At 63.4% G+C, this 26038-nt stretch carries 28 protein-coding genes; 6 read left to right on the top strand and 22 right to left on the bottom strand.

Going from position 1 to position 26038, the window contains the following annotated elements:
• Positions 1 to 6: 6 nt before the first annotated feature.
• Together QCE73_RS01360 and QCE73_RS01355 are read right to left on the bottom strand one after the other, a co-directional pair.
• Positions 7 to 390: a nuclear transport factor 2 family protein gene (locus QCE73_RS01360; protein ID WP_008351729.1), complete on the bottom strand. Its 384-nt coding sequence runs from the start codon at positions 388 to 390 to the stop codon at positions 7 to 9.
• A gap of 45 nt (positions 391 to 435) precedes the next feature.
• Positions 436 to 1002 (bottom strand): acyloxyacyl hydrolase, encoded by a 567-nt coding sequence (locus QCE73_RS01355; protein WP_035497566.1) that lies wholly within the window; start codon positions 1000 to 1002, stop codon positions 436 to 438.
• A gap of 359 nt (positions 1003 to 1361) precedes the next feature.
• On the opposite strand from QCE73_RS01355, the gene rpoH reads away from it, so the two are divergent.
• Entirely contained in the window at positions 1362 to 2297 is a 936-nt protein-coding gene (gene rpoH, locus QCE73_RS01350) for an RNA polymerase sigma factor RpoH (RefSeq protein WP_035497935.1), read from the top strand.
• A 130-nt stretch (positions 2298 to 2427) separates the two neighbouring features.
• On the opposite strand, the gene nagE is transcribed toward rpoH, so the two are convergent.
• The 5 genes from nagE to QCE73_RS01325 all read right to left on the bottom strand — a co-directional run bounded on the left by nagE (position 2428) and on the right by QCE73_RS01325 (position 9888).
• Positions 2428 to 4218: an N-acetylglucosamine-specific PTS transporter subunit IIBC gene (gene nagE / locus QCE73_RS01345; protein ID WP_035497564.1), complete on the bottom strand. Its 1791-nt coding sequence runs from the start codon at positions 4216 to 4218 to the stop codon at positions 2428 to 2430.
• Between the two features lie 66 nt (positions 4219 to 4284).
• Complete coding sequence (ptsP, locus tag QCE73_RS01340) at positions 4285 to 6873, bottom strand: phosphoenolpyruvate--protein phosphotransferase (protein WP_309879485.1); 2589 nt, start codon at positions 6871 to 6873, stop codon at positions 4285 to 4287.
• 12 nt (positions 6874 to 6885) lie between these two features.
• Complete coding sequence (locus QCE73_RS01335; protein WP_187607612.1) at positions 6886 to 7893, bottom strand: SIS domain-containing protein; 1008 nt, start codon at positions 7891 to 7893, stop codon at positions 6886 to 6888.
• Positions 7886 to 8989: an N-acetylglucosamine-6-phosphate deacetylase gene (gene nagA, locus QCE73_RS01330; RefSeq protein ID WP_309879484.1), complete on the bottom strand. Its 1104-nt coding sequence runs from the start codon at positions 8987 to 8989 to the stop codon at positions 7886 to 7888. The genes QCE73_RS01335 and nagA overlap by 8 nt, the downstream gene beginning before the upstream one ends.
• A 164-nt stretch (positions 8990 to 9153) precedes the next feature.
• Positions 9154 to 9888: a GntR family transcriptional regulator gene (locus QCE73_RS01325; RefSeq protein ID WP_309879483.1), complete on the bottom strand. Its 735-nt coding sequence runs from the start codon at positions 9886 to 9888 to the stop codon at positions 9154 to 9156.
• Positions 9889 to 10243: 355 nt separating this feature from the next.
• Here QCE73_RS01325 and QCE73_RS01320 point away from each other — a divergent pair, with 355 nt between their 5' ends.
• On the top strand, positions 10244 to 11134 hold the full coding sequence (locus QCE73_RS01320) for a bifunctional helix-turn-helix transcriptional regulator/GNAT family N-acetyltransferase (protein WP_309879482.1): 891 nt from the start codon (positions 10244 to 10246) through the stop codon (positions 11132 to 11134).
• 63 nt (positions 11135 to 11197) lie between these two features.
• Here QCE73_RS01320 and QCE73_RS01315 read toward each other — a convergent pair whose 3' ends face one another.
• Positions 11198 to 12010 carry a MetQ/NlpA family ABC transporter substrate-binding protein gene (locus tag QCE73_RS01315; RefSeq protein WP_309879481.1) on the bottom strand — a complete coding sequence of 271 codons (813 nt, stop codon included), beginning with the start codon at positions 12008 to 12010 and terminating at the stop codon, positions 11198 to 11200.
• A 201-nt stretch (positions 12011 to 12211) separates the two neighbouring features.
• On the opposite strand from QCE73_RS01315, the gene QCE73_RS01310 reads away from it, so the two are divergent.
• Positions 12212 to 12511: a YciI family protein gene (locus tag QCE73_RS01310; RefSeq protein WP_309879480.1), complete on the top strand. Its 300-nt coding sequence runs from the start codon at positions 12212 to 12214 to the stop codon at positions 12509 to 12511.
• A 34-nt stretch (positions 12512 to 12545) separates the two neighbouring features.
• On the opposite strand, the gene QCE73_RS01305 is transcribed toward QCE73_RS01310, so the two are convergent.
• The 5 genes from QCE73_RS01305 to QCE73_RS01285 are packed head-to-tail and all read right to left on the bottom strand — an operon-like array spanning position 12546 to position 16597.
• Positions 12546 to 13136, bottom strand: coding sequence for an SCO family protein (locus tag QCE73_RS01305; protein ID WP_309879479.1), 591 nt, complete (start codon positions 13134 to 13136; stop codon positions 12546 to 12548).
• Positions 13133 to 14038, bottom strand: coding sequence for a heme o synthase (gene cyoE, locus QCE73_RS01300; protein ID WP_309879478.1), 906 nt, complete (start codon positions 14036 to 14038; stop codon positions 13133 to 13135). Before cyoE ends, QCE73_RS01305 begins: the two co-directional genes overlap by 4 nt.
• A gap of 9 nt (positions 14039 to 14047) precedes the next feature.
• On the bottom strand, positions 14048 to 15157 hold the full coding sequence (locus QCE73_RS01295) for a heme A synthase (protein WP_238209640.1): 1110 nt from the start codon (positions 15155 to 15157) through the stop codon (positions 14048 to 14050).
• 17 nt (positions 15158 to 15174) lie between these two features.
• Positions 15175 to 15813 carry a cytochrome C oxidase subunit I gene (locus tag QCE73_RS01290; RefSeq protein WP_309879476.1) on the bottom strand — a complete coding sequence of 213 codons (639 nt, stop codon included), beginning with the start codon at positions 15811 to 15813 and terminating at the stop codon, positions 15175 to 15177.
• 31 nt (positions 15814 to 15844) lie between these two features.
• Positions 15845 to 16597: an SURF1 family protein gene (locus QCE73_RS01285; protein ID WP_035497550.1), complete on the bottom strand. Its 753-nt coding sequence runs from the start codon at positions 16595 to 16597 to the stop codon at positions 15845 to 15847.
• A 125-nt stretch (positions 16598 to 16722) separates the two neighbouring features.
• Here QCE73_RS01285 and QCE73_RS01280 point away from each other — a divergent pair, with 125 nt between their 5' ends.
• Positions 16723 to 16932, top strand: coding sequence for a twin transmembrane helix small protein (locus tag QCE73_RS01280; RefSeq protein WP_035497548.1), 210 nt, complete (start codon positions 16723 to 16725; stop codon positions 16930 to 16932).
• A 194-nt stretch (positions 16933 to 17126) separates the two neighbouring features.
• Here QCE73_RS01280 and QCE73_RS01275 read toward each other — a convergent pair whose 3' ends face one another.
• From QCE73_RS01275 to QCE73_RS01240, 8 genes are all read right to left on the bottom strand, one after another.
• A complete protein-coding gene (locus QCE73_RS01275) occupies positions 17127 to 17984 on the bottom strand; it encodes a cytochrome c oxidase subunit 3 (protein ID WP_309879475.1) in 858 nt (285 codons plus the stop codon).
• A 68-nt stretch (positions 17985 to 18052) separates the two neighbouring features.
• Positions 18053 to 18265, bottom strand: a complete 213-nt coding sequence (locus tag QCE73_RS01270) for a DUF2970 domain-containing protein (protein ID WP_035497546.1) — start codon at positions 18263 to 18265, stop codon at positions 18053 to 18055.
• Positions 18262 to 18834 carry a cytochrome c oxidase assembly protein gene (locus tag QCE73_RS01265; protein ID WP_187607408.1) on the bottom strand — a complete coding sequence of 191 codons (573 nt, stop codon included), beginning with the start codon at positions 18832 to 18834 and terminating at the stop codon, positions 18262 to 18264. The genes QCE73_RS01270 and QCE73_RS01265 overlap by 4 nt, the downstream gene beginning before the upstream one ends.
• A 9-nt stretch (positions 18835 to 18843) precedes the next feature.
• On the bottom strand, positions 18844 to 18984 hold the full coding sequence (locus QCE73_RS01260) for a cytochrome oxidase small assembly protein (protein ID WP_035497933.1): 141 nt from the start codon (positions 18982 to 18984) through the stop codon (positions 18844 to 18846).
• 65 nt (positions 18985 to 19049) lie between these two features.
• On the bottom strand, positions 19050 to 20660 hold the full coding sequence (gene ctaD, locus QCE73_RS01255; RefSeq protein ID WP_035497932.1) for a cytochrome c oxidase subunit I: 1611 nt from the start codon (positions 20658 to 20660) through the stop codon (positions 19050 to 19052).
• Between the two features lie 95 nt (positions 20661 to 20755).
• Positions 20756 to 22369, bottom strand: coding sequence for a cytochrome c oxidase subunit II (coxB, locus tag QCE73_RS01250; protein WP_309879474.1), 1614 nt, complete (start codon positions 22367 to 22369; stop codon positions 20756 to 20758).
• A gap of 44 nt (positions 22370 to 22413) precedes the next feature.
• On the bottom strand, positions 22414 to 22887 hold the full coding sequence (locus tag QCE73_RS01245) for a DUF2244 domain-containing protein (protein WP_035497931.1): 474 nt from the start codon (positions 22885 to 22887) through the stop codon (positions 22414 to 22416).
• A gap of 232 nt (positions 22888 to 23119) precedes the next feature.
• Positions 23120 to 24100: a methyltransferase domain-containing protein gene (locus QCE73_RS01240; protein WP_309879473.1), complete on the bottom strand. Its 981-nt coding sequence runs from the start codon at positions 24098 to 24100 to the stop codon at positions 23120 to 23122.
• Positions 24101 to 24249: 149 nt separating this feature from the next.
• Between QCE73_RS01240 and QCE73_RS01235 the strand changes: the two genes are divergently transcribed.
• Both QCE73_RS01235 and trmL read left to right on the top strand, forming a co-directional pair.
• Positions 24250 to 25035 carry a ComF family protein gene (locus tag QCE73_RS01235; RefSeq protein WP_309879472.1) on the top strand — a complete coding sequence of 262 codons (786 nt, stop codon included), beginning with the start codon at positions 24250 to 24252 and terminating at the stop codon, positions 25033 to 25035.
• 22 nt (positions 25036 to 25057) lie between these two features.
• Entirely contained in the window at positions 25058 to 25528 is a 471-nt protein-coding gene (gene trmL, locus QCE73_RS01230) for a tRNA (uridine(34)/cytosine(34)/5-carboxymethylaminomethyluridine(34)-2'-O)-methyltransferase TrmL (RefSeq protein ID WP_309879471.1), read from the top strand.
• Here trmL and QCE73_RS01225 read toward each other — a convergent pair.
• A complete protein-coding gene (locus QCE73_RS01225) occupies positions 25501 to 26031 on the bottom strand; it encodes an O-acetyl-ADP-ribose deacetylase (RefSeq protein WP_309879470.1) in 531 nt (176 codons plus the stop codon). The two genes, trmL and QCE73_RS01225, sit on opposite strands and share 28 nt — an antisense overlap.
• Positions 26032 to 26038: the final 7 nt, after the last annotated feature.

The raw sequence follows: 26038 nt of genomic DNA, 5'->3' as shown, positions 1-26038 counted from the left end.
GCGCGGCTATTCGAGCGCCACGCGCGTCGCCTGCAGCGCGAGGAGCTGCCATTGGCCCTCGGTCTGCACGTGAACGGCGGTGTAGGCGATCGGAAACAGCAGTGCGCCGTTCTTCGATTCCATCTCGATCAGCGCGCGGCCCGACACGAGGCACGTATCGCGGCCGGCGGGCAGCACATCCTGCGACTGGATCTCGATCTGACGATAGCGGCGGCGGCCTGCGGTAATCGCGTCGATGAACTGGCGCTTCGTCTCCCGCTTGCCGTTCGTGTGGACGTAGCTGACGTTTTCGGCCAGCAGCGCGTCCAGCGCCGGGCCGTCGCCCTCGACCATCGCACGGAAACGGTCACGCTCGAGGCCGCGGATCGCCTCAATGGTTTTTGCCGGCATCTGTCGCGTCCTCTTGCGTCGAGGAACCGATGCGCCGGCGCCTCGTCAGAAGTTGTATTGCAGATATAGCTGGCTGAAATTTATACCAGGATTGGGCTCTTTGATACCGCCGTTCGACAGATGCTGGAAACGAAAGCCCGCCTGATAGTTCTGCTGCGCGCCGAAGATCATGCCGACGCCCACCATGTCCGCGAACTGGAACGCCGACCCCACCGAGAAATTCTCCGTGATGCGCGTATGCGAAAGCAGCCGCACGCCGACGCCCGCCTCGATGAACGGCCGGAAGTAGCCGGAGCTCTTCACGAAGCGCACCACCGGCGTAATGCCGACCTCCCAGATGCTCGGGTGGACGGCGTTATCCTCGGTCGTGTGCCAGTAGGACACGTGCCCTTCGCCGATGAGCGTGAAGTGGAATCCGCCGATCTCCCACCAGTTGAGGCCCGGATCCCATGCGACGCCGAGGTCGGCTTTCTTGATGTCGCGATCGGCGACGCCGCCGGCGATCTGAAGGCCGAAACGATCGGCGTGAGCTGCCGCCGATGCAAGGCCGAATGCGGCAAGAACCGCCACGCGCGAGAGCGGACGTTGCCACGAACTCTTGTTTTTATGCATGAGCACCCCAATTACTCCGATGACGGGCGTGTTTCATTAAGAGCGTTGTCTCGCGATTCTAGAGACGTTTTTCAGAATTTGCAGGAATCGCAACCACCTTCTCCGTTTGTTGAATTTTCTTTCTCCGCAGCGCACAAAAGCGGTAACGGATTCGAAAGCAGCTTCATCACCGGTACTTTCTTCCGCTTATCATGCAACGGTCTGTCCTATTGACCTTGCTAATTCGATAGTTTTTGTGGGAACTCCCACACTCCCCTCCGCTCTAACACTTAGCACTCGATGAACCGGAGTGCTAATATCGTGTCTGACTGCCGCTGGTGTTAAGCGGCGAGTGAATTGTTGATAAGGAGCTTATGAGCGTGACCAATGCGATGACCCTTCCGAATGTCGTGAACTCGGCACCTGCCAAGGCATCTTCGGCAGGCGCGCTGACGTACGCACAGTCGTCGATGCTGACCGGCCAGATCGGCAACATCGATTCCTACATACAAGCAGTGAACCGTATTCCGATGCTTTCGCAGGCGGAGGAACGTCAGTACGCCACCGAGTTCCGCGAGCAGGGCAACCTGAACGCCGCGCGCCAGCTCGTGCTTTCGCACCTGCGGCTCGTCGTGTCGATCGCCCGTAACTATCTCGGTTACGGCCTGCCGCACGCGGACCTGATCCAGGAAGGCAACATCGGTCTGATGAAGGCCGTGAAGCGCTTCGACCCCGAGCAAAACGTGCGCCTGGTTTCGTACGCCATGCACTGGATCAAGGCCGAGATCCACGAGTACATCCTGCGCAACTGGCGCATGGTGAAGGTCGCGACGACCAAGGCGCAGCGCAAGCTGTTCTTCAACCTGCGCAGCCACAAGACCAGCCACTCGGCGTTTACGCCGGACGAGATCGACGGTCTCGCGAGCGAGCTGAATGTGAAGCGCGAGGAAGTCGCGGAAATGGAAACCCGCTTGTCGGGCGGCGATATCGCGCTCGAAGGCCAGGTTGATGACGGCGAGGAAGCGTTCGCGCCCATCGCCTATCTGGCGGACTCGCACAACGAGCCGACGAACGTGATTGCCGCGCGCCAGTTCGACAAGCTGCAGAGCGACGGCCTTGCCGAAGCGCTCGAATCGCTGGATGAACGCAGCCGCCGCATCATCAAGGCGCGCTGGCTCGACGTGCAGGACGACGGCTCGGGCGGCAAGACGCTGCATGAACTGGCCGACGAGTTCGGTGTATCGGCGGAACGCATTCGCCAGATCGAGGCGAGCGCAATGAAGAAGATGCGCTCGGCGCTGCACGAGTTCGCGTAACGCCTGACTGTGTCGTAGCAAAAATTGAAAAGCCCGCCGTCGATGAGACAGCGGGCTTTTTCTTTTGCCTGCGCTGGAAACACAAACGGCACCCGAAGGTGCCGTCTGCTTTCAACCATCGATCACCGCATCAGGCCGGCATCGGCGCTGCGCCGCCGCCACTGCCCGACAGGCGCGCGGACAGTTGCGTCGCATAACGTTGCGCCGCCGCGCCCACGACGATGTGGAACGTATCGGCCGACACCCACGCGACATCCAGCGTCGACAGACGCTGACGATCCACCGACGACGGATCGCGCACGACCACGCGCAGGCGCGTCTGGGCAACCGCGTCGAGCGATGCGACATTGGTCGCGCCGCCGAACACCGCGAGCCAGCGGAACGGGTCCGGATCGAGCGGGCCGGGCGTCTGATCGACGCTCGCCACCGCTGCCGCCGGTTGCGCCGGCGTCGATGAAGCGGGCGTTGCGCCGCGCGTCGACGAATGCTCCAGTTCGCTGCGGATTTCATCGGCGATCAGGTCCGCTTCCGGCCCGATGATCACCTGCACGTTGGTCGCGCCGCGCTTGAGCACGCCACGCGCGCCGACGGTCTTCAACTGCGGTTCCGACACCTTCTCCGTATCCACCACCGACAGACGCAGACGCGTCGTGCAGGCATCGACGAGCGTCAGGTTGGACGCGCCGCCCAGCGCCGCGATGTACTTCGCTGCGCGCGTGTTCGATGCCGCCACCGCCGCGCCCGGAACCGGCGGAATCAGGCCGCCCGCGACCGTGGTATCGACATCGGTTTGCGCATCGGTCGTGGCCGGCTCGCGACCCGGCGTCGCCATGTTGAACTTGCGGATGAAGAAGCGGAACAGACCGTAGTAGATGACGAAGTAGACGACACCGATCACGAGCGCCATCCAGCCGCGCTGCGACAGGCCGTAGTTCAGCACATAGTCGATCGCGCCCGCCGAGAACGTGAAGCCCAGATGGATGCCGAGCGCCGAGCAGATCGCGAGCGACAGACCCGTCAGCACCGCGTGGATCGCGTAGAGAACCGGTGCGAGGAACATGAAGCTGTACTCGATCGGCTCGGTCACGCCCGTCAGGAATGCGGTCAGCGCCATCGAGAACAGCAGGCCGCCGACGACCGCGCGGCGATCCTTCGGCGCTTCATGGAACATCGCGAGACACGCGGCCGGAAGGCCGAACATCATGATCGGGAAGAAGCCGGTCATGAAGCCGCCCGCGGTCGGATCGCCCGCGAAGAAGCGATGCAGGTCGCCGTGCACCACCGCGCCGCCGCCGGGCGGCGTGAACGAGCCGAACACGAACCACGCGAGCGAGTTGATGATGTGGTGAAGGCCCGTCACGAGCAGGATCCGGTTCAGCACGCCGAACACGAAGGTGCCGAGCGCGCCGGCCGTCGTCAGCCAGTTGCCCGCCGTGTCGATGGCCGCCTGCACCGGCTGCCAGATATAGCCCAGCGCGATGCCGAGTATCAGACACGCGACGCCTGTGACGATCGGCACGAAGCGCTTGCCGCCGAAGAACGCCAGATACTCGGGCAGCTTGATGTCCTTGTACCGGTTGTACATGTAGCCCGCCACCATACCGGCGATGATCCCCGACAGCACGCCCATGTTGAGCTTGTCGTTGATGTCCTTCATCACGGCCACTTCGATGAGATAGCCGATCGCGCCGGCGAGACCCGCCGTGCCGTTGTTGTCCTTCGCGAAGCCCACCGCCACGCCGATCGCGAACAGCAGCGGCAGATTGGTGAAGATCGCATCGCCGGCGTCGGCGATCATCTTGATGTTGAAGACGTCGGGCTGGCCGAGACGCAGAAGCAGGCCGGCCACCGGTAATACGGCGATTGGCAGCATCAGCGCGCGACCTAGTCGCTGCATCTTTGCAAACGGGTTGGCGTCCATCGGGTTCTCCAAAAATATAGGTCTTGTCGTTACTGCTTCGGGGATTGCTGAAAAGACATCCGCGAACTAGTCCTGCGGCCAGATTTCGCGGCTTGCCGCTCTTACTGCCTGCGCCGATTCGAGCGCGAGGCAGTCCTCGGCGCGCTGACGGCACAGTTGGTAATCGAGATTGCGCACGCGCGCCTTGATGCCGGGCACGGAACCCGGATCGACCGACAATTCGGTCACGCCCAGTCCGACGAGCAAAGGCGCAGCGACCGGATCGCCGCCGAGCGCGCCGCACACGCCGACCCATTTGCCGTGCTTTTCCGCGCCCTGCACCGCCGCCTTGATGAGGCGCAGCACGGCGGGATGCAGGCCGTCGGACTGCGCGGCGAGATCGGGCTGGCAACGGTCCATCGCGAGCGTGTACTGCGTGAGATCGTTGGTGCCGATCGAGAGGAAATCCGCGTACTTCGCGAGTTGATCCGCGAGCAGCGCCGCCGACGGCACTTCGATCATCACGCCCACTTCCACCGGCTCGGTGCGGCCGGCTTCGCGCGCCAGTTCGTCGATGCGCGCACGCAGGCGCTGCAGCTCGCCGGCATCCGTCACCATCGGCAGAAGGATGCGCACCGTGCCGAACGGCTTGACCGCCAGCAGGCCGCGCAACTGATCGTCGAGCAGATCCGGGCGCACCTGCGCGAGGCGGATGCCGCGCAGACCGAGCGCCGGGTTTTCTTCGGGCGGCAGCGTCAGATAGTCGACTTCCTTGTCCGCGCCGACATCGAGCGTGCGGATGATCGCGGTGCGGCCCTGCAGCGCATCGACGATGCCCTGATAGCTTTGTGCGTGCTCCGCGGCCGTCGGCGCCGACTGGCGATGGATGAACAGCAGTTCGGTGCGCAACAGGCCGACTGCATCCGCGCCGTTTTCGACTGCGGCCTTCGCGTCGTCGAGCGTCGCGATATTCGCGGCGACTTCGATGTGCCGGCCATCCTTCGTCGATGCGGTTTGCTGCGAGAGCTTGCGATTCGCCTCGCGCACGCCCGCGAGCCGTTCGCGTTCGTTGCGCGCACGCTCGACGTCGAGCGCGGTCGGCGCATGCTCGACGCGTCCCGCCGATGCATCGACGACCACTTGCGTGCCTTCGGGAATCGCGTGCAGCGCATCGCCGATGGCGACGAGCGCCGGAATGCCGATCTGCCGCGCGATGATCGCCGCGTGCGAGGTTGCACCGCCGCGCGCCATCACGAGCGCGGTGACGCGCGTGCGGTCGATGGAGGACAAATCGGACGGCGTGAATTCCGTGGCCGCGAGCACGGTTTCTTCGGGCAGCTCGCGCGCCGCCGTGTTGCTCAGGCCGAGCGCGCGCAGCACGCGCTTTTCGATATCCCGCAGATCGGCGGCGCGCTCGGCGAGCAAGTCGTCCTGCACGTTCGAGAGCAGCGCGATCTGCGCGCGGATCGCCTCGCGCCATGCGAAGCCCGCGCTCTTGCCGAGGCTGATCAGATCGCGCGCGGCATCGAGGAGTGTCGGATCTTCGAGCAGCACGCGATGCACCGCGAAAATGCCCGCTTCGCCGACGGCCCCACGCTGCGACGCCGTGCGCACGGTTTCGCCGAGTTCGGCATCGACCTGAGCGATGGCTTTGTCGAGCGCACGGCTTTCCGTCGCCGATGAACCGCTCGGCTGTTCGGGCGGCACGATTTCCTGATCGTCCCAGCGCACGAGCTTGCCGACCGCGATGCCCGGCGCCGCGCATACGCCGGCGAGCGTGTTGGGCGGCAGCGGCTCGCCCGATCCGGCCGGCTTGGCAACCGGCGCGGGCGACTTCGCGCGCGCGGGCGTCTCTTCGACTTCGCCCAGCGCCGCGCGCAGCAATTCGGCGGCGACGGCTTCGATCGCCTGTTGCGCCTGCCCGCCGATGGCCACCAGTTCGATCGTCGCGCCCTCGCCCGCACCGAGACCGAGCAGCCCGACCACGCTTTCCACGGGCGCCTTTCTGCCTTCGTAGCGCACTTCGACCTTCGCGTCGAAACCGCGCGCCGCTTCGCGCGCCCGCGCCGCCGGACGCGCATGCAGACCGCCCGCGTGCGCCAGCGTCAGGCTGCGGCGTGCTTCTTCCAGCACGTTGACGCCCGTGCGCGCCGTCTCGGCTTTCTCGCCTTGCTTCGCGCGCAGCACCAGCATGCGCGAGCCGGCCTTGAGCACGCCGCGGCCGGCGCGATCGATGACGTCGAAGGCATCGCCGTTCGCGACCGCGATCACCGAGACGAGGCTCGGCGCGTGTTGCGCGACGAAGTCCGCATCGAACTCAATGAGCGGATCGCCCGCGCGCACCGTCGCGCCCTGCCCGACTTTCGGCGTGAAGCCCTTGCCGCTCAGCTCGACCGTGTCGATGCCGATATGCACGAGAATCTCCGCGCCCTCCTTGGTGCGCAGCGTCACCGCGTGATGCGTGCGCGCGAGATGCGTGATCGTGCCGTCGCAGGGCGAGACGAGCACGTTATCGAGCGGATCGATGCCGATGCCGTCGCCGAACATGCCTTCGGCGAACACGGGGTCCGGCACATCGGCGAGCGGCACGACGGGACCGGTGAACGGCGAGAGCAGCACGACGTCGTTCGGGTTATCGATGGAATGGTTCAACAGTGACTCCTCGGCACGGCGCATCGGCTATCTCACTCAATGGGTTTCGGTGACCTTGTTCAGGTGGCGCGGCGCGTCGGGATTGCGCCCGCGCGCGGCGGCCAGTCCCGCGGCCATTACATAGAACGAAAGGATCGCGGCGATCGGATCGAGCGCCGGGTGATCGGTCGCGACGAGCGGCAGCTCCGCTTCCGCGACATCCTCCGGCGCGGCGAGCAGCACGCGCGCGCCGCGAGCGCGCATATCGGCGGCAAGCTGGATGAGACCCGCCTGCTCCGGCCCGCGCGGCGCGAACACGAGCAGCGGATAGTCGCGGTCGATGATTTCCATCGGACCGTGGCGCACTTCCGCGCTGGAGAACGCCTCGGCCTGGATGCCCGAGGTCTCCTTCAGCTTGAGCGCGGCTTCCTGCGCGATCGCGAGGCCGAGGCCACGGCCGATCACGATCATGCGATCGACGTTCGCAAGCTCGCTGACGGCGCGCGTCCAGTCGAGCTTGCCCGCGGCGCGCAGCGCGTCCGGCAGCGATTTCAGCGCGTTGAGCAATTCGACGTCGCGCTGAACGTGCGCGATGACGATGGCCGACAGCGACAGCATCGCGATATAGCTCTTGGTCGCGGCGACCGAAAGCTCGGGACCGGCGAGCAGCGGCAGGAAGTATTCGCACGCGCTTTCGAGCGGCGAACCGGTGACGTTGACCGCCGCGACGGTGAACGCGCCCGCGTCGCGCAGCGCCTGCATCGTCCCGACGAGATCGGGGCTCTTGCCCGACTGCGAGAACGCGACGGCAAGTTGTCCGGAGACACGCAACGGCGCCTGCTGGAGCGTGGCGACCGACATCGGCAGCGACGCGACCGGCACGCCGATGCGGCTCATCGTCAGGCTTGCGAAATAACTGGCGGCGTGGTCGGAACTGCCGCGCGCGACCGTCAGCGCGACATGGCGCGGCTGTTCGGCGAGCTTGACCGCGAGCTCTTCGATGCGCGAGGTATCGGCGAGCTGGGCCGCGACGACGTCGGCGGACTCCAGCGCCTCATTAAGCATATTCGACAATTGACTCTCCTTCGACATACGTGGCGGTCAGCGCGTGTTCCCGGTCGAGCACGACGAGATCGGCCCAGGCGCCGCGCGCGATGCGGCCGCGGTCTTCGAGTCCGAGATAGTCGGCGGGGAAACGCGACAGGCGATTCGAGACGTCCGCGAGCGGAATGCCCAGCGAGACGAGATTGCGCAGCGCCTGATCCATCGTCAGGGTGCTGCCGGCGAGCGTGCCGTCCGCGAGACGCACGCCGCCCATGCACTTGGTGACGTGCTGGCTGCCGAGACGATATTCGCCGTCGGGCATGCCGGCCGCCGACGTGCTGTCGGTCACGACATAGAGACGCGGGATCGCGCGCATCGCGGCGCGGATGGCGCCCGGATGCACGTGCAGCAAATCGGGGATGAGCTCGGCGTATTCGGCATGCGCGAGCGCCGCGCCGACCATGCCGGGATCGCGGTGATGCAGCGGCGACATCGCGTTGAACAGGTGCGTGAAGCCGCGCGCGCCGTGCTTGAGCGCGTTGACGGCGTCGTCGTACGTGCCGAGCGAATGGCCGAGCTGCACGCGCACGCCGCGCGCAGCCAGTTCGGAAATGATGTCGAGATGGCCCGCGATTTCCGGCGCGATCGTGACGACGCGGATCGGCGCGAGTTCGAGATATTTGAGCACTTCGTCGCGCACCGCGACGGCGGCGGCGTCCGGCTGCGCGCCGAGTTTGCCCGGATTGATATACGGGCCTTCCAGATGCACGCCCAACATGCGCGCGCCGCCCGCCGCGCGATGTTTCGCCTGTTCGCCTAGCCCCGCGACGACTTCCATCAGTTCGTCGCGCGGCGCCGTCATCGTGGTGGCGAGCAGGCTCGTCGTGCCGTGCTGCGCGTGCTGGCGCGCGACGGTGTCCGCCGCATCGCCGCCTTCCATGATGTCGCGCCCGCCGCCGCCATGCACGTGCAGATCGATGAAGCCGGGCAGGATGTACGGCGCGTCGTTGGCGAGCGGATCAGCGATATGGCCTTCGAGCGCCGTCACGCGGCCATTCTCGAAGCGGACCGAGCCGTGGATCCAGCCGTCGGTGGTGAGTATGTTTCCTTTCAGCATGAAGTTCTCTGGAAGTACGCGATGCATGAATGAGGTTCAGTGCCGTCCGCGCCATGCTGCGAGCAGGCTTTCGTCGCGAAAGAAGCGAACGGCTTCCTTGGGTCCTCTCGTTCTCTTGTTTGCTCTCTCGAAGCGTTTCGGGTCATGCGCGTCTGTGCCGACGCTTATCGATGCAGTTCCGCGACGAAGTCGTAGTAGTCGTCGCGACAGTAGGTGTCCGTCAATTCGATCGCGCGCTGATCCGCGCAATAGCCGATGCGCGTAATCACGAGCAACGCGGCGCGCGGTGCGACGCCCATCAGCCGCGCGATGTCCGCGCCCGCGTTCACCGCGCGGAAATGCTGCAATGCGCGCACCACCGACAAATTGCGCCCTTCCAGATACCGATACAGCGATGCGCCGATCGCGAGCGGGTCCGGCACCACGGCGACGGGCAAGGTCGAATGCTCGACCGCCATCACGATGCCGTCCGCGCGCCGCAGACGCCTGAGGCTCGCAACGGCCGCGCCTGGCGACAGACCCAGCCGCACGGTTTCGTCACGATTCGCTGCGCGCAGTCCGCGATCGAGCCAGACCGAGTCGGGCGTGAAGCCGCGCTGCTCCATCTTTCTGGTGAAACCGGTGAGCCGGGAAAGCGGGTCTTCGACGCGCGGCGTGATGAAACTGCCCGCCCCGCGCACGCGCCGGATCAAGCCTTGCTCGACGAGCAGCGCGATGGCTTTTCTCGCCGTGATGCGCGATACACCGACGCCTTCGGACAACGTGCGCTCCGAAGGCAGCGCCTCGCCGGCCGCCCAGTTACCCGCGTGGATTGCCTTGGCGAGACGAGAAGCCAACTGTAGATAAAGCGGCGTATCGATCTGCGCGTCCGGCGTCAGATCCTGCCAGCGGTGCTCCATCGAACGCTCTCACGTGCTGAAGTGGAGCCCATTATATAACCAACATAATACCAGTCAACGTTGAGGTCATGTCTTAGGCACATCGCAAAATATGCATATAAATCAATGATTTATGCAACGTTTAGTTGCTCGACTTGAAACAAGATTCCTATCGGGATTTTCCCCTACAGGCAGTCCAATTACTGAACTGGTCCCTTATCGTCAAACGAAGCGCTTTTCGGGCATTTTCGTATTCGCACGCTCGTGCTTCTTTGGCACAATGCTCTCATTAGTTCGGATTCAAAATTAATTCCAACAATATTGATGAGAGACTGACACGATGGGCAGTATTGATCCGATCCGGGCCGTCGAAGCCGTGCGCCGCTTCAACCGTTTCTATGCGCGCCATACCGGCGCCCTTCACGAGCGGCTGCATAAAAGCAGCTTTTCCCTGACCGAAGTACGCATCCTGCATGAACTCGCGCAAGCACGGGCCACCACGGCCGCCGACTTGTCGCGCAATCTCGGGCTGGACACGGGCTATCTGAGCAGGCTGATCAACAACTTTCAGAAGCTCGGCCTCGTGGTCCGGCGAAAGAACGAGCTGGATGGTCGCGCGCACTTGCTGCGCATCACGCCCGAGGCGAAAGCCAGGGTCGACGAGATCGACCTGCATGTGTCGGCGGAAACCGCCACGCTGCTCAAACGGCTGACCACCGCCGAGATCGATCAGCTATGCAATGCGATGGCGGACGTCGAGCGGCTGCTTTCGCCTGCGTGCGTCGAGGGAGAAACCCGGCTGCGCGTGCCGCGCGCCGGAGACTTCGGCTGGATGATCGAGCGGCAGGCTCATCTCTATTCGGGTGAGCGGCCAAAGCTTTTCAGCGAGGCGCGCACGGCGAAGACGGTGGCGCGCTTTCTCGCCGAGATGCAGGTGAGCACGCCGCGCATCGCCTGCTGGGTGGCCGAACAAGGCAGCGCCATGCGCGTCGGTGCTGCCCTGCTTACTGCGGAGTCCGAACGTCAGGCGCGCATCGAATTATTGTTCGTCGAGCCGGGGGCGCGGCGGCGCGGGCTCGGTGAGCGGCTCGTCGCGGCGTGCACGAACTTCGCGCACGGCGCTCGCTACGATCAGGTGATCTGCCGCCTGGATGAACCGCACGAAGAGCTTTGCGCGCTCCTGCTGCGAACCGGTTTCACAGCCTCGCAGGAAGGAGCCACAGGCATCGTGTGGCAACGGGAACTACAGCCTGTCTTCGTCGACTGAACCGCGGCACGAATGAAAACGGCGTCCCGCGGGACGCCGTTGCAGATCCGTGCGCGATCGTTCTCAGAATGACGGCACGACCGAGCCTTTGAACTCGCTCTTGAGGAACTGGCGCACGTCGTCGGACTGATACGCCGCGACCAGCTTCTTCACCCACGGCTGGTCCTTGTCTTTCGCGCGCACCGCGATCAGGTTCGCGTACGGGCTATGCACGTCCTCTAGCGCGATCGCATCCTTCGTCGGCTGCAAGCCTGCCGCGAGCGCGAAGTTCGTGTTGATCGCGGCGGCATCGACGTCGGCAAGCGTGCGCGGCAGTTGCGCGGCATCGAGTTCCACGAGCTTGATCTTCTTCGGATTCTCGGCCACGTCGAGCGCGGTCGCGTTGTTACCGTTCGTGCCGGCGCCCGCCTTGAGCTTGATCACGCCTTGCGATTGCAACAGCAGAAGCGCGCGATTCTCGTTCGACGGGTCGTTCGGCACCGCGACCTTCGCGCCCTGCGGCAAGTCCTTCATCGACTTCAGCTTCTTCGAATAAACGCCGAGCGGCGAGATATACGTCAGCCCCGCGTTCACGATCTTGTAGCCACGTTGTTTGACCTGGCTGTCGAGATACGGTTGATGCTGAAAGCTGTTCGCATCGAGATCGCCGGCGTCGAGCGCGGCGTTCGGCTGAATGTAGTCGTTGAACTCGATCACCTTCACGTTGAGTCCGTCGCGCTTCGCGACCTTCTGTACGACTTGCCAGATCTGCGCGTCCGGGCCGCTGATCGTGCCGACCTTGATCACCTTGTCATCGGCGTGAGCGGCGAGGCTCGTGAACAACGCGGCGGACGCCGCGGCGACGGTAATGGCTTTGAGCAAATTTCTGCGCTGCATGGTGTTCCTGTTTCGATAATGCGTTCTTGCTGGGATTGCCTGATTCGTTCCCGGCGAGCGATTCAAACCGGGTGACGGATGTTCGCACAGCATCCGTGCGACGTGAAATACAGAATGCTCATGTGAATATCACCTTCGGCAGCGGGCGGATAGAATCGCCACAAAGCATCACGAACTCTCTCGCTGGAGGCAAACATCATCATGTACGTGATCAATCTGCGATATACCGGCGCACTCGCCGAGATCGACGAAGCTCTCGACGCGCATCGCATTTATCTAGAACGCTATTTCGCGGCGGGCGTCTTCGTCATCGCAGGGCCGAAGGTGCCGCGTGACGGCGGCATCATTCTGGCCTCGGGCATCGAACGCGATCGGCTCGATGCGATCATCGCGGAAGATCCATTCGCGCAGCAGGGACTCGCGCATTATGAGATCACCGAATTCAAGGCGACGCGGGTTACGCCCGGCTTGAATCTGCCCGAACCATCTTCGGACGCTTGAAATGAAAAGTGGCCCGGGCGGGCCACTTTCGCAATCAGTCGACCAACAGCTTCAGGTCGTGAACCCACGGCTCGACGCCCTGCCCGTCGCGCGCGAAGAGACGGAGCTTGCCGTCCTTGTCGAACACGTAGCTCGCGGCGGTGTGATCCATCGTGTAATCGTCGGGGGTCTTGCCCTGCGACTTCGCGTAGTACACGCGGAAGTCCTTCGCGATTTGCGCGAGTTGCGCATCGTTCGCCGGACGCAAACCGACATACGACGAGTTGAACGCCGCCACATACTGGCCGAGCAGATCGGGCGTGTCGCGCGCCGGATCGACGGTGACCATCAGCACCTGCACGTCCTTCGATTTATCGCCGAGTTGCTGCATCGCCTGTGACAGTTCGGCGAGCGTTGTCGGGCACACGTCCGGGCAATGCGTGTAGCCGAAGAACAGTACGACAGCCTTGCCTTTGAAATCGGCGAGCGTGCGCGTTTTGCCGTGCGTGTCGGGCAAGGAGAAATCGCTGCCGAATTGCTTGTTGCCGGTGATATCGAGGTTCTTGAAATCAGGCGCTTTCTCGCACGCCGAAAGCAGCGCCGCGAAAAAGACCAGCGCGAGTAGACGACGAAGAACGACCATCATGCGCCGATCACCGTGCGCACGTAATGATCGACGAGCAGCGCGCCGAACAGCAGCGACAGATACACGATCGAGTAACGGAAGGTCTTGCGCGCGAGCATGTCCGAATAGCCGCGATACATCTTCCACGCATAGCCGATGAAACCCGCGCCGAGCGCAATCGCGCACGCCAGATACACGACGCCGCTCATGCCGGAGATATAGGGCATCAGCGTGACCGCGAACAGCACGAGCGTGTAGAGGAAGATGTTGAGCAGCGTGTATTTTTCGCCGTGCGTGATCGGGAGCATCGGCAGGCCGGCGTTCTCGTAGTCCTTGCGGCGATAGAGCGCGAGCGCCCAGAAATGCGGCGGCGTCCACACGAAGATGATCAGCACGAGAATCCACGCGTCGCCGGGCAGCGTGCCCGTCACCGCTGCCCAGCCGAGCGCGGGCGGCATTGCGCCGGACGCGCCGCCGATCACGATGTTCTGCGGCGTATAAGGCTTGAGCAACAGCGTGTAGATGACCGCATAACCGACGAACGTGGCGATGGTGAGCCACATCGTGAGCGGATTGGTGAACCTGTAGAGCGTCCACATGCCGATGCCGCCGAGCACTGCGGAGAAGGTCAGAATCTGCGTCGACGTGATCTGTCCGCGTGCCGAGGGACGCCATGCGGTGCGGCGCATCTTCGCATCGACTTTTTGCTCGACGAGACAATTGATGGCAAATGCCGCGCCGGCCAGCAACCAGATACCGACGGCGCCGCCGATCAGCTTGTCCCACGGCACCATGCCGGGCGTGGACAGGAACATGCCGATGACGGCGCAAAACACGGCGAGTTGCGTGACGCGCGGCTTTGTCAGCGCGAGATATTGCGAAGCGCGGCTGCCGAGGGGGGAATGTAGTGTCGTGCTATCCATGATGTGGAGTCACGCTGAAACGACGTCGCGCGCGGGAACTGCGGCGCGGCCGGGACGGCTGGAAGAGATTCGAAAGTTTAGCATAACGAGTAGCAGCAACAGGATGGCGGCCCCACCGTTGTGCGCCACCGCGACCGGCAACGGCCATTGCAGCACGATGTTCGACATGCCCGTGAGGAACTGGACGACGATCAGCAACAATACGCCGTTTGCGGGTTTTCGCAGAGACTCGAAACGTCGCAGTCTCGAAGCTAGCCAGAGCAGATACAGCACGACGACCACCGCGAACGTGCGATGCGTCCAGTGAATCGCGACGAGCGCATCCTGCGAGATCACGTCGCCGTCGCCGGTCATGCCGAGGGCGCGCCACAGGTGAAAGCCGTGCTCGAAGTTCATCGGCGGAACCCATTGGCCGTTGCACAGCGGGAAGTCCGTGCATGCCAGCACCGCGTAATTCGTGCTGACCCAGCCGCCGAGCGCGATCTGCACGACGAGCAGCAGCAGCCCGAATGCCGCGGCGGGCATCCAGCGCGCGGCGGCCGAATCGAGCGACGGAATCGGCGTCATGCGCGCCGCGAGCCAGCCGAGCACGCCGAGCAACGCGAGGCCGAGCAGCAAGTGCGTCGTGACGATCACCGGTTGCAGCTTGAGCGTGACGGTCCACGCGCCGAACGCGCCTTGCAGCAGGATGAGCAGCAGAATGCCGGTCGGCCACCACGGCGACACATGCAGCGGACGCTTCTTGATGCGCGCAGTCCACGCAATGATCACCTGCGCGATGATCAGCACGCCGATCGCCATCGCGAAGTAACGATGCAGCATCTCGATCCACGCCTTCACCATGCTGACGGGGCCGGTCGGCATCGCCTGATACGCGGCCGAAATCTGCGCATGCGCGATGAACGGCGACGATGTGCCGTAGCAGCCGGGCCAATCGGGGCAGCCGAGGCCGGAATCGGTCAGACGCGTGAAGCCGCCGAACATGATGAGATCGAGCGTCAGGAACGTCGTCAGCCAGACGAGCTTCCTGAACTTGTTGTCATCGGCCTTCACCCAGACAAACGAAAGCGGCAGCAGCGCGATGCACAAGCCGATCAGAGCGAGTTGCAATACGAACATGTGTTTCTACCTGACCTTCAACCGATACGCGACCACTTCAGAAGCTTTGCCAGATCCGCGTTGATCTTCTTCGGATCGGGATTCTTCGGGAAGCGCATCATCAGATTGCCATTCGGATCGACGAGAAAGATGTGATCCGTGAGTTTCGTGCCGTCGTCGACAGGCAGCCACGCGCCGATCGACTTTTCGTTAGCGACCAGCATGCGCGTGTCCGGCTGCGGATATGCGGTCTTGATGACGTCGGAGACCGGCTTGTCATCGGTACGCAACCAGACGTTCACGACGCGGTCGCGCTCGCCCGATTGCAGCGCGCGCACCTGACGCATGAAATAGAGGCGCGTCGCGCATTGCTCGTCGCAGTCGCTGCCGTTGACCGTGATCATCAGCCATTTGCCTTCGAGCGACTTGAACGGCACGCTCTGCCCTTTCTCGTCGGTGACGACGAGTTGCGCCGGTATCGGCCGCTGCGGATCGATCAGCGCGCCGTAGCTCGACGTGCCGCCCGCCGGCTTGAACACGTAGTACATCAGATACGACGCGATCACCGGCGCGGCGCACACCAGCGCGAGCAGCAGGAGCATCCAGCGGCCGCTGATCCAGGAGCCTTTCTTGGCGGTTCGTTGCTGCGCGACGGCAGTGTGACGTTGTGATTGCATCGGTGAAAGTGTGTCTCGGTTCGGTCGGTTGTCAGGCGTGGTGCTCGGCTTCGTCGTCGCGCTCGTCAGGCTCGTCGGATTGATCGCCTTTCCTCGCGGCACGGCGCGCGGCATACAGGCCGAACGCGATGGCCGCGGCCGCCATGCCCCACCACTGCAACATGTAGCCGTAATTGCGCTCGACGCCGAGCGTCGGCGCGGGCCAGTCGCGCACGAGCTTGTCGCCGGCATTGTTCGTCTGCTGTATCACGAACGGCTGGAAGGCAAGCCCGGTTTCGGCCGCGTACGACCTGATGTCGAGGTTCTGACGAATTTCCTTGTGCGCCGCCGATCCGCCGCTGCCCAGTTCGAACGCCTGCGACGCGTTCGCGCGCGCGATGCCCCGCACCTCGACGACGCCCTTCGGCGTTTCATACGACTCGATGCCCGTACGGTCCGCCATGTTGCGCGGCAGCCATCCGCGATTGACGAGCACATAGCCGCCGCCCTCGAGTTTAAGCGGCATCACGACATAAAAGCCTGGCTGGTCGTTATACGGACGATTGTCCAGATACACGACATGCTCCGGCATGAACTCGCCGCGCGCTTCCACGCGATGAAATTCGATCGACTTGAGCGGCATCGGCTCGACGCCGACTTCCTGCTCGGGCGCATTCTCGAACGCGACGATCTGCGCGTTGAGCGCTTCTTTCTGATGCGCGCGATCGCGCTGCCAGAAGCCGAGGCGCACGGTCACCGCGACGACGATCAGAATCACGAGCGCGGGCCAGAATCGAATCTTCATGCTGCGAGCCTTACCGCCGGAATCCGGTCGGGCGCTGCACGGCGAGATCGGTCGAGTGAGATAATGAGATGATCCAAATTCATACTGCTCGCTGTGGTTCCTGAGCAAAAACGCTAGCCGGTTTCATGCACATCATCGTTGCTATCGCATTCATCCTTATCATCGGCAGCCTGGGTTCGGCGCTCTACTTCATGATGACCGACCGGGGCAAGACGAAGCGGATGGTCTGGTCGCTCGCCGCTCGCGTCGGGCTGTCCATCTCGCTCTTCCTCTTCATCCTGTTCGCGCACTGGATGGGCTGGATTCAATCGTCGGGCATTCCCATCGGACGATAACCCACCGCGCCGGCACTGCCCTACGGGACGTATTGTCGCGCCGCGCCGCCCGATTCGACGCTCCCCGAAACGACAACGCCGCCCCTTGAGACATCGAGGGCGGCGTGTTGATCACTGCTTCTTTGCTCTCGGACCGGCGTCGCCGCCGGCCTTGCATAGCGGACGGCGCATCGCGCGCCCGCTTCGATAATCGCTTACAGCCAGTAGACGACGATGTACAGCCCCAGCCACACAACGTCGACGAAGTGCCAGTACCACGCGGCGCCCTCGAATGCGAAGTGGTGCTCCGCCGTGAAGTGGCCACGGATCAGCCGGAACATCACCACGGCCAGCATCGTGCCGCCGAGGAACACATGGAAACCGTGGAAGCCGGTCAGCAGGAAAAACGTCGAGCCATACACGCCGGAATTGAGCGTCAGGTTCAATTCGTTGTACGCGTGGAAATACTCGTAGCCCTGGCAGAACAGGAAGATCAGGCCGAGCAGGACGGTCGCGCCCAGCCAGATGATCGCTTTCTTGCGATGGTCTTCACGCAGCGCGTGGTGAGCCACCGTCAGCGTCGCGCCGGAGGACAGCAGCAGCGCCGTGTTGATGGTCGGCAAGGGCCACGGCACCATCGCGCGGAAATGCGGCACGAGCGCGGCGGGGCCGTTGTTCGGCCACACGGCGGTGAAGTCGGGCCAAATGAGCTTGTAGTCGAGGCTGCCGAGCTGATGCATCGCGATTGCGCGCGCATAGAACAGCGCGCCGAAGAACGCCGCGAAGAACATCACTTCGGAGAAGATGAACCAGCTCATGCTCCAGCGGTACGAAACATCGACACGCTTTCCGTACATGCCGCCTTCGGATTCGGAGATCGCGTCGCCGAACCAGTGCCACAGCACGAACAACACGAACAGCAGGCCGATGAACGTGCCGATCGGCCCGAAGCTATGGCCGTTCACCCACGACGCCAGCGAGGCCAGCATGATCAGCAAGCCGCTTGCAGCCATCACCGGATGCCGCGACGGATGCGGCACGAAATAGTACGGGCTCTCGTTTTGACCGCTCATTATTGATTCTCCACTTCGATCCAGTTGCTTGAATTTTCTTTTGCCGCCGGCTGCCCGACGTTGTCCGTCTATCCCACTACCGCGCGCACGATCAGCAGCAACACGACGATGAACAGCACCGCTCCGATGACGCCCGCCGCGATCAGATGCAGCGGATTCAACTGCGCGGCGTCGCTTTCCAGGTCTGCCCGGCGGCGCACGCCGAAGAACGACCAGAACACCGCCTTCAAGAGCTTCAGGAAACCGGCCTTTTTCGGCGTGTCCGCGCTCATGGCTGTCATGAACCCTTCGTGACCGACTTCGGCGCGTTCAACTCGAAGAACGTGTACGACAGCGTGATCGTCTTCACATCCTTGGGCAGCTTCGGATCGACGACGAACACGACCGGCATGCGCTTGGTCTCGTTCGGCGCGAGCGTCTGCTGCGTGAAACAGAAGCATTCGATCTTCTTGAAGTACTCGGTGGCCTGCTTCGGCGCGTAGCTCGGGATCGCCTGCGCGTTCACCGTGCGACCCTGCTCGTTGGTCACGTCGTACATCACCGTCATCACTTCGCCGGGGTGAATATCCAGCGAGTTCTGCTCGGGCTTGAACCGCAGCGGGCCGCGCGCGTTCGCGTCGAACTCGATCGAGATCGTGCGCGTCATGTCGACCTGCGTATTCTTCGCCTCGCGCGCGCCCACGTCCTTCTGCACGAGGTTGTTGATGCCCGTGATCTGGCAAATCGCGCGGTACATCGGCACGAGCGCGAAGCCAAAGCCGAACATCAGCGCCGCCACGACGAAGAGCTTCACCAGCATCGACCGGTTGAAGGACCGGTCGACATGCGAATTTTCCTGCTGAGTGGACACGTTGCTTTCCTACCCTCGCGACAACAGGTATTGCCTGACGACGATACCCAGAAAGAAGACGGCGGCAATCAACATCATGATGATTCCGAGCCGCTTGTTGCCCGCGCGAATTTCCTCGGGCGTGCGTCTTTTTTGTGGATTCGGGGACATGCTTTCCTGATTTTTCATTCGCGGGGCACACTCGACGCGGCCCCGCGAACCAGACAACAAACTGTTTATTCGACCGTCGGCGGATGCTCGAACGTATGGAACGGCGCCGGGCTCGGCACGGTCCATTCGAGGCCTTCCGCGCCATCCCACGGCTTGTCGGACGCCTTTTCGAGTTCGCCGCCGCCACGATACGTCGGCAGCGCGACCGCGAACAGGAAGTACACCTGCGCGAGGCCGAAGCCGAATGCGCCGATCGTCGCGACCTGGTTGAAGTCCGTGAACTGCGCCGGGTAATCCGCATAGCGGCGCGGCATGCCCGCGAGACCCAGGAAGTGCATCGGGAAGAACGTGATGTTGAAGAAGATCATCGACGCCCAGAAGTGGATCTTCCCGCGCATTTCGTTGTACATCCAGCCGGTCCACTTCGGCGCCCAGTAGTACCAGCCCGAGAACAGCGCGAAGAGCGAACCCGCCACCAGCACGTAGTGGAAGTGCGCCACCACGTAGTAAGTGCCGTGCATCTGGATATCGAGCGGCGCCATCGACAGGATCAGGCCCGTGAAGCCGCCCATCGTGAACACGAACAGGAAGCCGATCGCGAAGAGCATCGGCGTTTCGAAGCTGAGCGCGCCGCGCCACATCGTCGCCACCCAGTTGAACACCTTCACGCCCGTCGGGACCGCGATCAGCATCGTCGCGTACATGAAGAACAACTGGCCCGTCACCGGCATGCCGGTCGCGAACATGTGGTGCGCCCACACCATGAACGACAGAATCGCGATCGATGCAGTTGCGTACACCATCGAGCTGTAGCCGAACAGCGGCTTGCGCGAGAACGCCGGGATCACCTGCGACACGATCCCGAACGCCGGCAAGATCATGATGTACACCTCGGGGTGACCGAAGAACCAGAAGATGTGCTGGTACATGACCGGATCGCCGCCGCCCGCCGCGTTGAAGAACGACGTGCCGAAGTGGCGATCGAACAGCACCATCGTGATCGCGCCGGCCAGAACCGGCATCACTGCGATCAGCAGGTACGCGGTGATGAGCCACGTCCACGCGAACATCGGCATCTTCATGAGCGTCATGCCGGGCGCGCGCATGTTCAGGATCGTCACGACGATGTTGATGCCGCCCATGATCGACGACGCACCCATGATGTGGACCGCGAAAATCGCGAAGTCCATGCCCGGGCCCATCTGCGTGGAGAGCGGCGCGTACAGCGTCCAGCCCGCGGCAGTCGCGCCGCCCGGCACGAAGAACGAGCCGACGAGCAGCACCGCAGCGGCCGGCAGCAGCCAGAAGCTGAAGTTGTTCATCCGCGCGAACGCCATGTCCGATGCGCCGATCTGCAGCGGCACCATCCAGTTCGCGAAACCGACGAACGCCGGCATGATCGCGCCGAACACCATGATGAGGCCGTGCATGGTGGTCAGCTGATTGAAGAACTCGGGGCGCATGATCTGCAGGCCCGGCTCGAACAGCTCGGCACGGATGCCGAGCGCCATCACGCCCCCCGAAAGGAACATGATGAAAGAGAACAGCAGGTACAGCGTACCGATGTCCTTGTGGTTGGTAGCGAAGAGCCACCGGCGCCAGCCATGCGGCGTCTCGTGCGCATGGTCGTGCGCGTGGTCGTGACCTGCGCCTACATCGTGTCCGATGCTAGACATGACAATCATCTCCTAAAGCGAATACTCGGGGCACTTGGCAATGACGCGTGGCTTTCCGTTGCTGTTGGGCGAAGGAAAGCTGCACGCTCGGCACGTCAAGCAGCCGGACTGATTTCCACGCGGCGGGCTTCCTTGTTATCGGCGCCGCCGGTGATGGTTTCCGGTTTCTTCAACACGATACGGTCTTCCGACACGCCCGCGGCCTTCAGCGCGTCGCGCACGGCTTGCGCGCGGCGCTTGGCGAGATCGGCGTTCAGATCGGCGTTGCCGGTCGCATCCGTGAAGCCGGACAGCGCGATCTTCGCGTCAGGATGCGCCTTGGCGTAGGCCGCCGCGGCGTCCACCGCGTTTTTCGCGTCGGCGGGCAGCGCATCCTTGCCCGTCTCGAAGTAAATGCTCGCGGGCAGGCCGGCGGCTTGCGCAGCTTCCGCGCCCGATGCCGCCGGCGCGCTCGCCTCGGCTGCGGCAGGCGCGGCGCTCGCCGCTTCAGGCGCCGATGCCGCCGCCGCATTGCCGCCGCCTTGCGGCATCTTGCCCGCCTTGGCGTCGATCACCTGCTTCGGCTGGAGAAGGTCGCCGGTGTGGTTGCTCCAGCTGTTGCGCTCGAACGTGACGACCGACGCGATCTCGACATCGTTCAGCACGCCTTGCCACGGCGGCATCGCGCCCTTGCCGTGCAGCACGATATTCAGATGGTCAGCGATCGAACCGTTCGCGATCTTCGAGCCGTCGAGCGCCGGGAACTGGCCCGCGCCCTTGCCGGTCGGCTGGTGGCAGACCGCGCAGTTCGACGTGTAGACCTGCTGGCCGCGCGCCATCAGTTCATCTTTAGTGTAGGTCTTGAGGGGATCGTCGGTGCCAGCGGCCATTTTCTTCTTTTGCGCATCGACCCACTTCGCGTAGTCGTCAGCCGACAGCACTTCGACCACCACCGGCATGTACGCGTGCTCCTTGCCGCACAGTTCCGTACAGAAGCCGCGGTACGTGCCCACCTTCTCGGCCTTGAACCACGTATCGCGCACGAAGCCCGGAATGGCATCCTGCTTCACGCCGAACGCCGGCACGTACCACGAGTGCACGACGTCGTTCGCCGTGGTGATGATGCGGATCTTCTTGTCGACCGGCACCACGAGCGGGTTGTCGACTTCCTGCAGATACAGCGTCGAAATGGGCTTCTGGCCATTCGTTTCGCTGCGCGGCGTGGAGAGCGTCGAGAGGAAATTGATGCCCTCGCCCGGCCCCTTCACGTAGTCGTAGCCCCACTTCCACTGGTAGCCAGTGACTTTCACCGTGAGGTCGGCGTTGGAGGTGTCCTTCATCGCGACGACGGCCTTCGTTGCCGGCAGCGCCATCAGGATGACGATGACGAACGGCACGATCGTCCAGATGATTTCGACGGTGGTGCTTTCGTGGAAATTGGCCGGCTTGAACCCCTTCGACTTGCGATGGACGATCAGCGAATAGAACATCACCCCGAACACGCCCAAGAAAATGACGGTACAGATGATGAGCATGAAGATATGGAGGCCGTAGAGCTCCTCGGCGATCTTCGTCACAGGCTGCTGGAAGTTGATCTCGTTGACAGCAGGACCGCCTGGACTGTTTTCGACCGCCAGGGCCGCGCCGGCGGTGAGCAGTGTGCCTGCCGCCAGCACGCCCGAGAGGGCTCGCTTGATTGTTTTCATAGCATCCTTACCCAAATTTTCCATTCAAACCCTCGACCCCCGTGACATCGCGCGCCTGCCGGCTCCTCTCAAAGGCGTCTCAGCGACGCCTGCAACTCGGCAGCAAATTGTTTGCGACGATGCTGTGCAAGGTGTTGTCCGATTTTCACCGATTGACCGCGCGATACGATCGTGAGCGGCTCCCTCGGTGTCGCGCCCGTTTCCACCCGCACCCAGCGCGGGTTGAACTCGAACTGCGTCAGCTCTTCGGCGTTCATCTGTTCGATCAACAACCGGTTTTGATACAACCGGATCCGTTCGTAGTCGACCGCATGGCGCGCGTAAATCAGGAACGCGATGCCCACGACCGTCAACTCGACTCCGGTGAACGGCAGCACCAGCCAGGCGCCATTCAGGAACAGCGGCGTTGCGATTGCCAGCGAAAACAGCGCAAGCGACAAATAGAAGCCCACGAACTGGCGCGGCGACACCGAGCAGTTTCGCTTCATCAGCCAGTCTTTGATGACCGGCTCGGACTCCGTCAGCGTCTGGCTGGCTTGCATCGCTGCCTCCATCAATCCGCACGCAATCGCATACTTTCGCTCGGATTTCGCCCAAATTTGTGACAGACCAGGCGACAAACTGACGCATTATAGGCGTCTTAAGTGGCATCCACAAGCAAGGGTCGTAACCTCGCAGAGCCAAGCGCCACAAGCTTCTGCGCCTTTTTGACGCACCTTTTTGCGCGCTTTTTTTGCGCAAATTTCAGACATAACAACCGCGCTCTTTACCGATTCAGCGTTTCGGTTTCGAGCCTCGTCCAATATCTTCCAGACGCACGATGCCGTGTCCTTCCGCCGTCGTGCGCGGCACTGCTTTCCATGCGTGACCGTAGATCACTTCGAATGTGAGCGGGATCGTGCCGTCGTCGTGGCGCAGCGCTTCGAGCGCCTGATGCATCGCGCCGCGCACGACCTTCGCATCCGCGCGGCCTGCGCCGGACGCGCGCGCGAACGGATACGCGCCCCAGCGCGTCACGTCGGCGAAGAGCGATTCGGGCGACTTGTACGTGATGGTCAGCACTTCCTGATCCATCACCGGAATTTCGAAGCCGCTTTCCACGAGCATGTCGCCGAGATCGTGCATGTCGACGAAATCGATCGTGTGCGGTTCGGGTTCGAGTCCGAGCGTGCGTTCGGCTTCGCGATACGCGGCTCTGAGCTCGCGCAGCGTGTCCGGGCCGAACGTGCTGAACATCAGCAGGCCATTCACCTTGAGCACGCGTTGCCATTCAGGGAAAACGAGGTCCGGACGCGGATGCCAGTGCAATGCGAGGTTCGACCACAGCAACTCGAACGCGCCCGCAGCGAACGGCAACTCGGAAAAATCGGCCTGCGCGAGTTGCGGGCCGCGTGCGCCGAACGCCTTCGCGAGCGTCGATGGGAGAAAGCGACGCCAGCCCGCGCCATTGTCGAGGTCCGCGGCTTCGGCGACGCGGGCGCGCGCGAGCATCGCGGACGAAATATCGACGCCGGTCACCGACGCCTCTGCAAAACGTTCCCGCAGACCGCCCAGGTCCGCCCCGACGCCGCACGCCGCATCGAGGACGCGCATCGGCGCAACCTTGATGTATTCGAGCCGTTCGCGCATGCGCTCCGCGATTTCGCGTGGCAGGAACGCGACCTCGTCGAAGGTGGCGGCGCGACCATCGAAGATCGCGCGCAAACGACGCGGATCATAGGCCGAACGGCTGGTTTCAGGGGATGTCGGGGACATGTCGATCTTTTTGCGGAGAGTGCGAAGTATACTCGGTCGTCTCGAAAACAACCCATGCGAAGTGCTGATACGAAGCATAAACGCATCATGAAGCGCAAAGAATGCGCGTGTTTAGCGCTTCGAGCCGTCATTTTTCCGATCTCGCCGTCATGAAAGCCGACAGCATCCGCCTTCCATTCCAGACGCCCGTGGCAGCGCGCGTTCGCGAACTCGCGTCTGCCGCGCTTCGGCTCGCCGCCCGCGCGCTGCCGAGCCAATGCGCGTTATGCGGCAATTTGTCGCAAAGCCTGCTGTGCGACGGTTGCGATGCACAGTACTGGAACGAGCCGCGTCTGCGCTGCGCGACATGCGCGTTGCCGATGGCGGCGTCGGCCATTCGGCGTGAACGCGAGAACGCGCGCCTGCACTGCGGCGCGTGCCTCGAATCGCCGCCCGCGTTCAACGACACGCTCGCGCTGGCCGACTATCGCGCGCCGCTCGATACACTCGCCGTCGAACTGAAGTTTCGTGCGCGTCTTGCGGCGGGCGAAACATTCGCGCGGCATTTGCGTGCGGTCTTCGAGGACAGCGATCTGCCCGCGCCGGACCTGATCGTGCCGGTGCCGCTGTCGCATACGCGGCTCGTCGCGCGCGGTTATAACCAGGCGTGGGCCATCGCGCGTCCGCTTGCGCGCATGATGAGCGTGCGAGCCGATGCGTCGATCGTCACGCGTGTCCGGCATACGTCGGCACAATCGCGGCTGGATCAGGAAACGCGCCGCCGCAACGTCGCGAGCGCGTTCGCCGTTTCGGGCGATGTGCGCGGCAGGCACATTGGCGTCGTCGATGACGTGATGACTTCCGGCGCAACGCTCGACGCCCTCGCCCGCACGCTCAAGCTTGCCGGCGCGCGGCGCGTGACCAATTTCGTGGCGCTCCGTACGCCAAAAGATTAACTACCTTCATCCACAGCAATCCATGTTCAACGTCGTACTCGTCGAACCCGAAATTCCGCCGAACACCGGCAACGTGATCCGCCTGTGCGCGAACACGGGCGCGCGCCTGCATCTGATCGAGCCGCTCGGCTTTCCGCTCGACGATGCGAAGATGCGCCGTGCCGGCCTCGACTATCACGAGTACGCCGAAATGAACGTCCATGCGAACTGGGACGCCTTCATCGCCAAGGAAGCACCGGATCTCACGCGCATGTTCGCTTTCACGACGCGCGGCTCGACGCCGTTCTTCGATCACGCGTTCAAAACGGGCGACTGGTTCGTGTTCGGCGCAGAGACGCGCGGCCTCGCGCCCGCATTGCTGGAGCGCTTTCCGACCGAGCAGCGCGTGCGCCTGCCGATGCGGCCCGGCAATCGCAGCCTGAATCTGTCGAATACGGTGGCGATCGTGACGTTCGAAGCGTGGCGTCAGGCGGGTTTCGAAGGCGGCGCCTGAGCGGCCAGCTCGGCTCGATAGAGCGCGAGCATGTCGTCCTGAAAACACGCGAAGATCACGTGCTGCACGGCCGGCGTGGAAGGCAGGGTCTCGATGACCGTGCGCACCGCGATCTGCACGGCCTGCTCCGGCGGGAAGTGATAGATGCCGCAGCTGATCGCAGGAAACGCGATCGACGTGCAGCCGGCTTCCTGAGCGAGTTCGAGCGAGCGCCGGTAGCAGCTCGCGAGCAATCCCGGCTCATTTTTGTGGCCGCCGCTCCAGCGTGGACCGACCGCGTGAATCACGTGCTTCGCGGGGAGATCGTGGCCGCCGGTGATTTTCGCGTCGCCGGTTTCGCAGCCGCCGAGCGTCTCGCACTCAAGCAGCAGCCCTTTCCCCGCCTTTCGATGGATCGCGCCGTCGACGCCTCCGCCACCCAGCAACGACTTGTTCGCCGCGTTGACGATGGCGTCGACTTCCAGCGTGGTGATGTCGACGACCTGTGCTTCCAGCTTGACCATCGCAACC

This window comes from Caballeronia sp. LZ029, assembly GCF_031451275.1.
Lineage (GTDB): Bacteria > Pseudomonadota > Gammaproteobacteria > Burkholderiales > Burkholderiaceae > Caballeronia > Caballeronia jiangsuensis.
The sequence above is the reverse complement of the archived record's forward strand: the minus strand, read 5'-3'. Positions and strand labels throughout refer to the sequence as shown.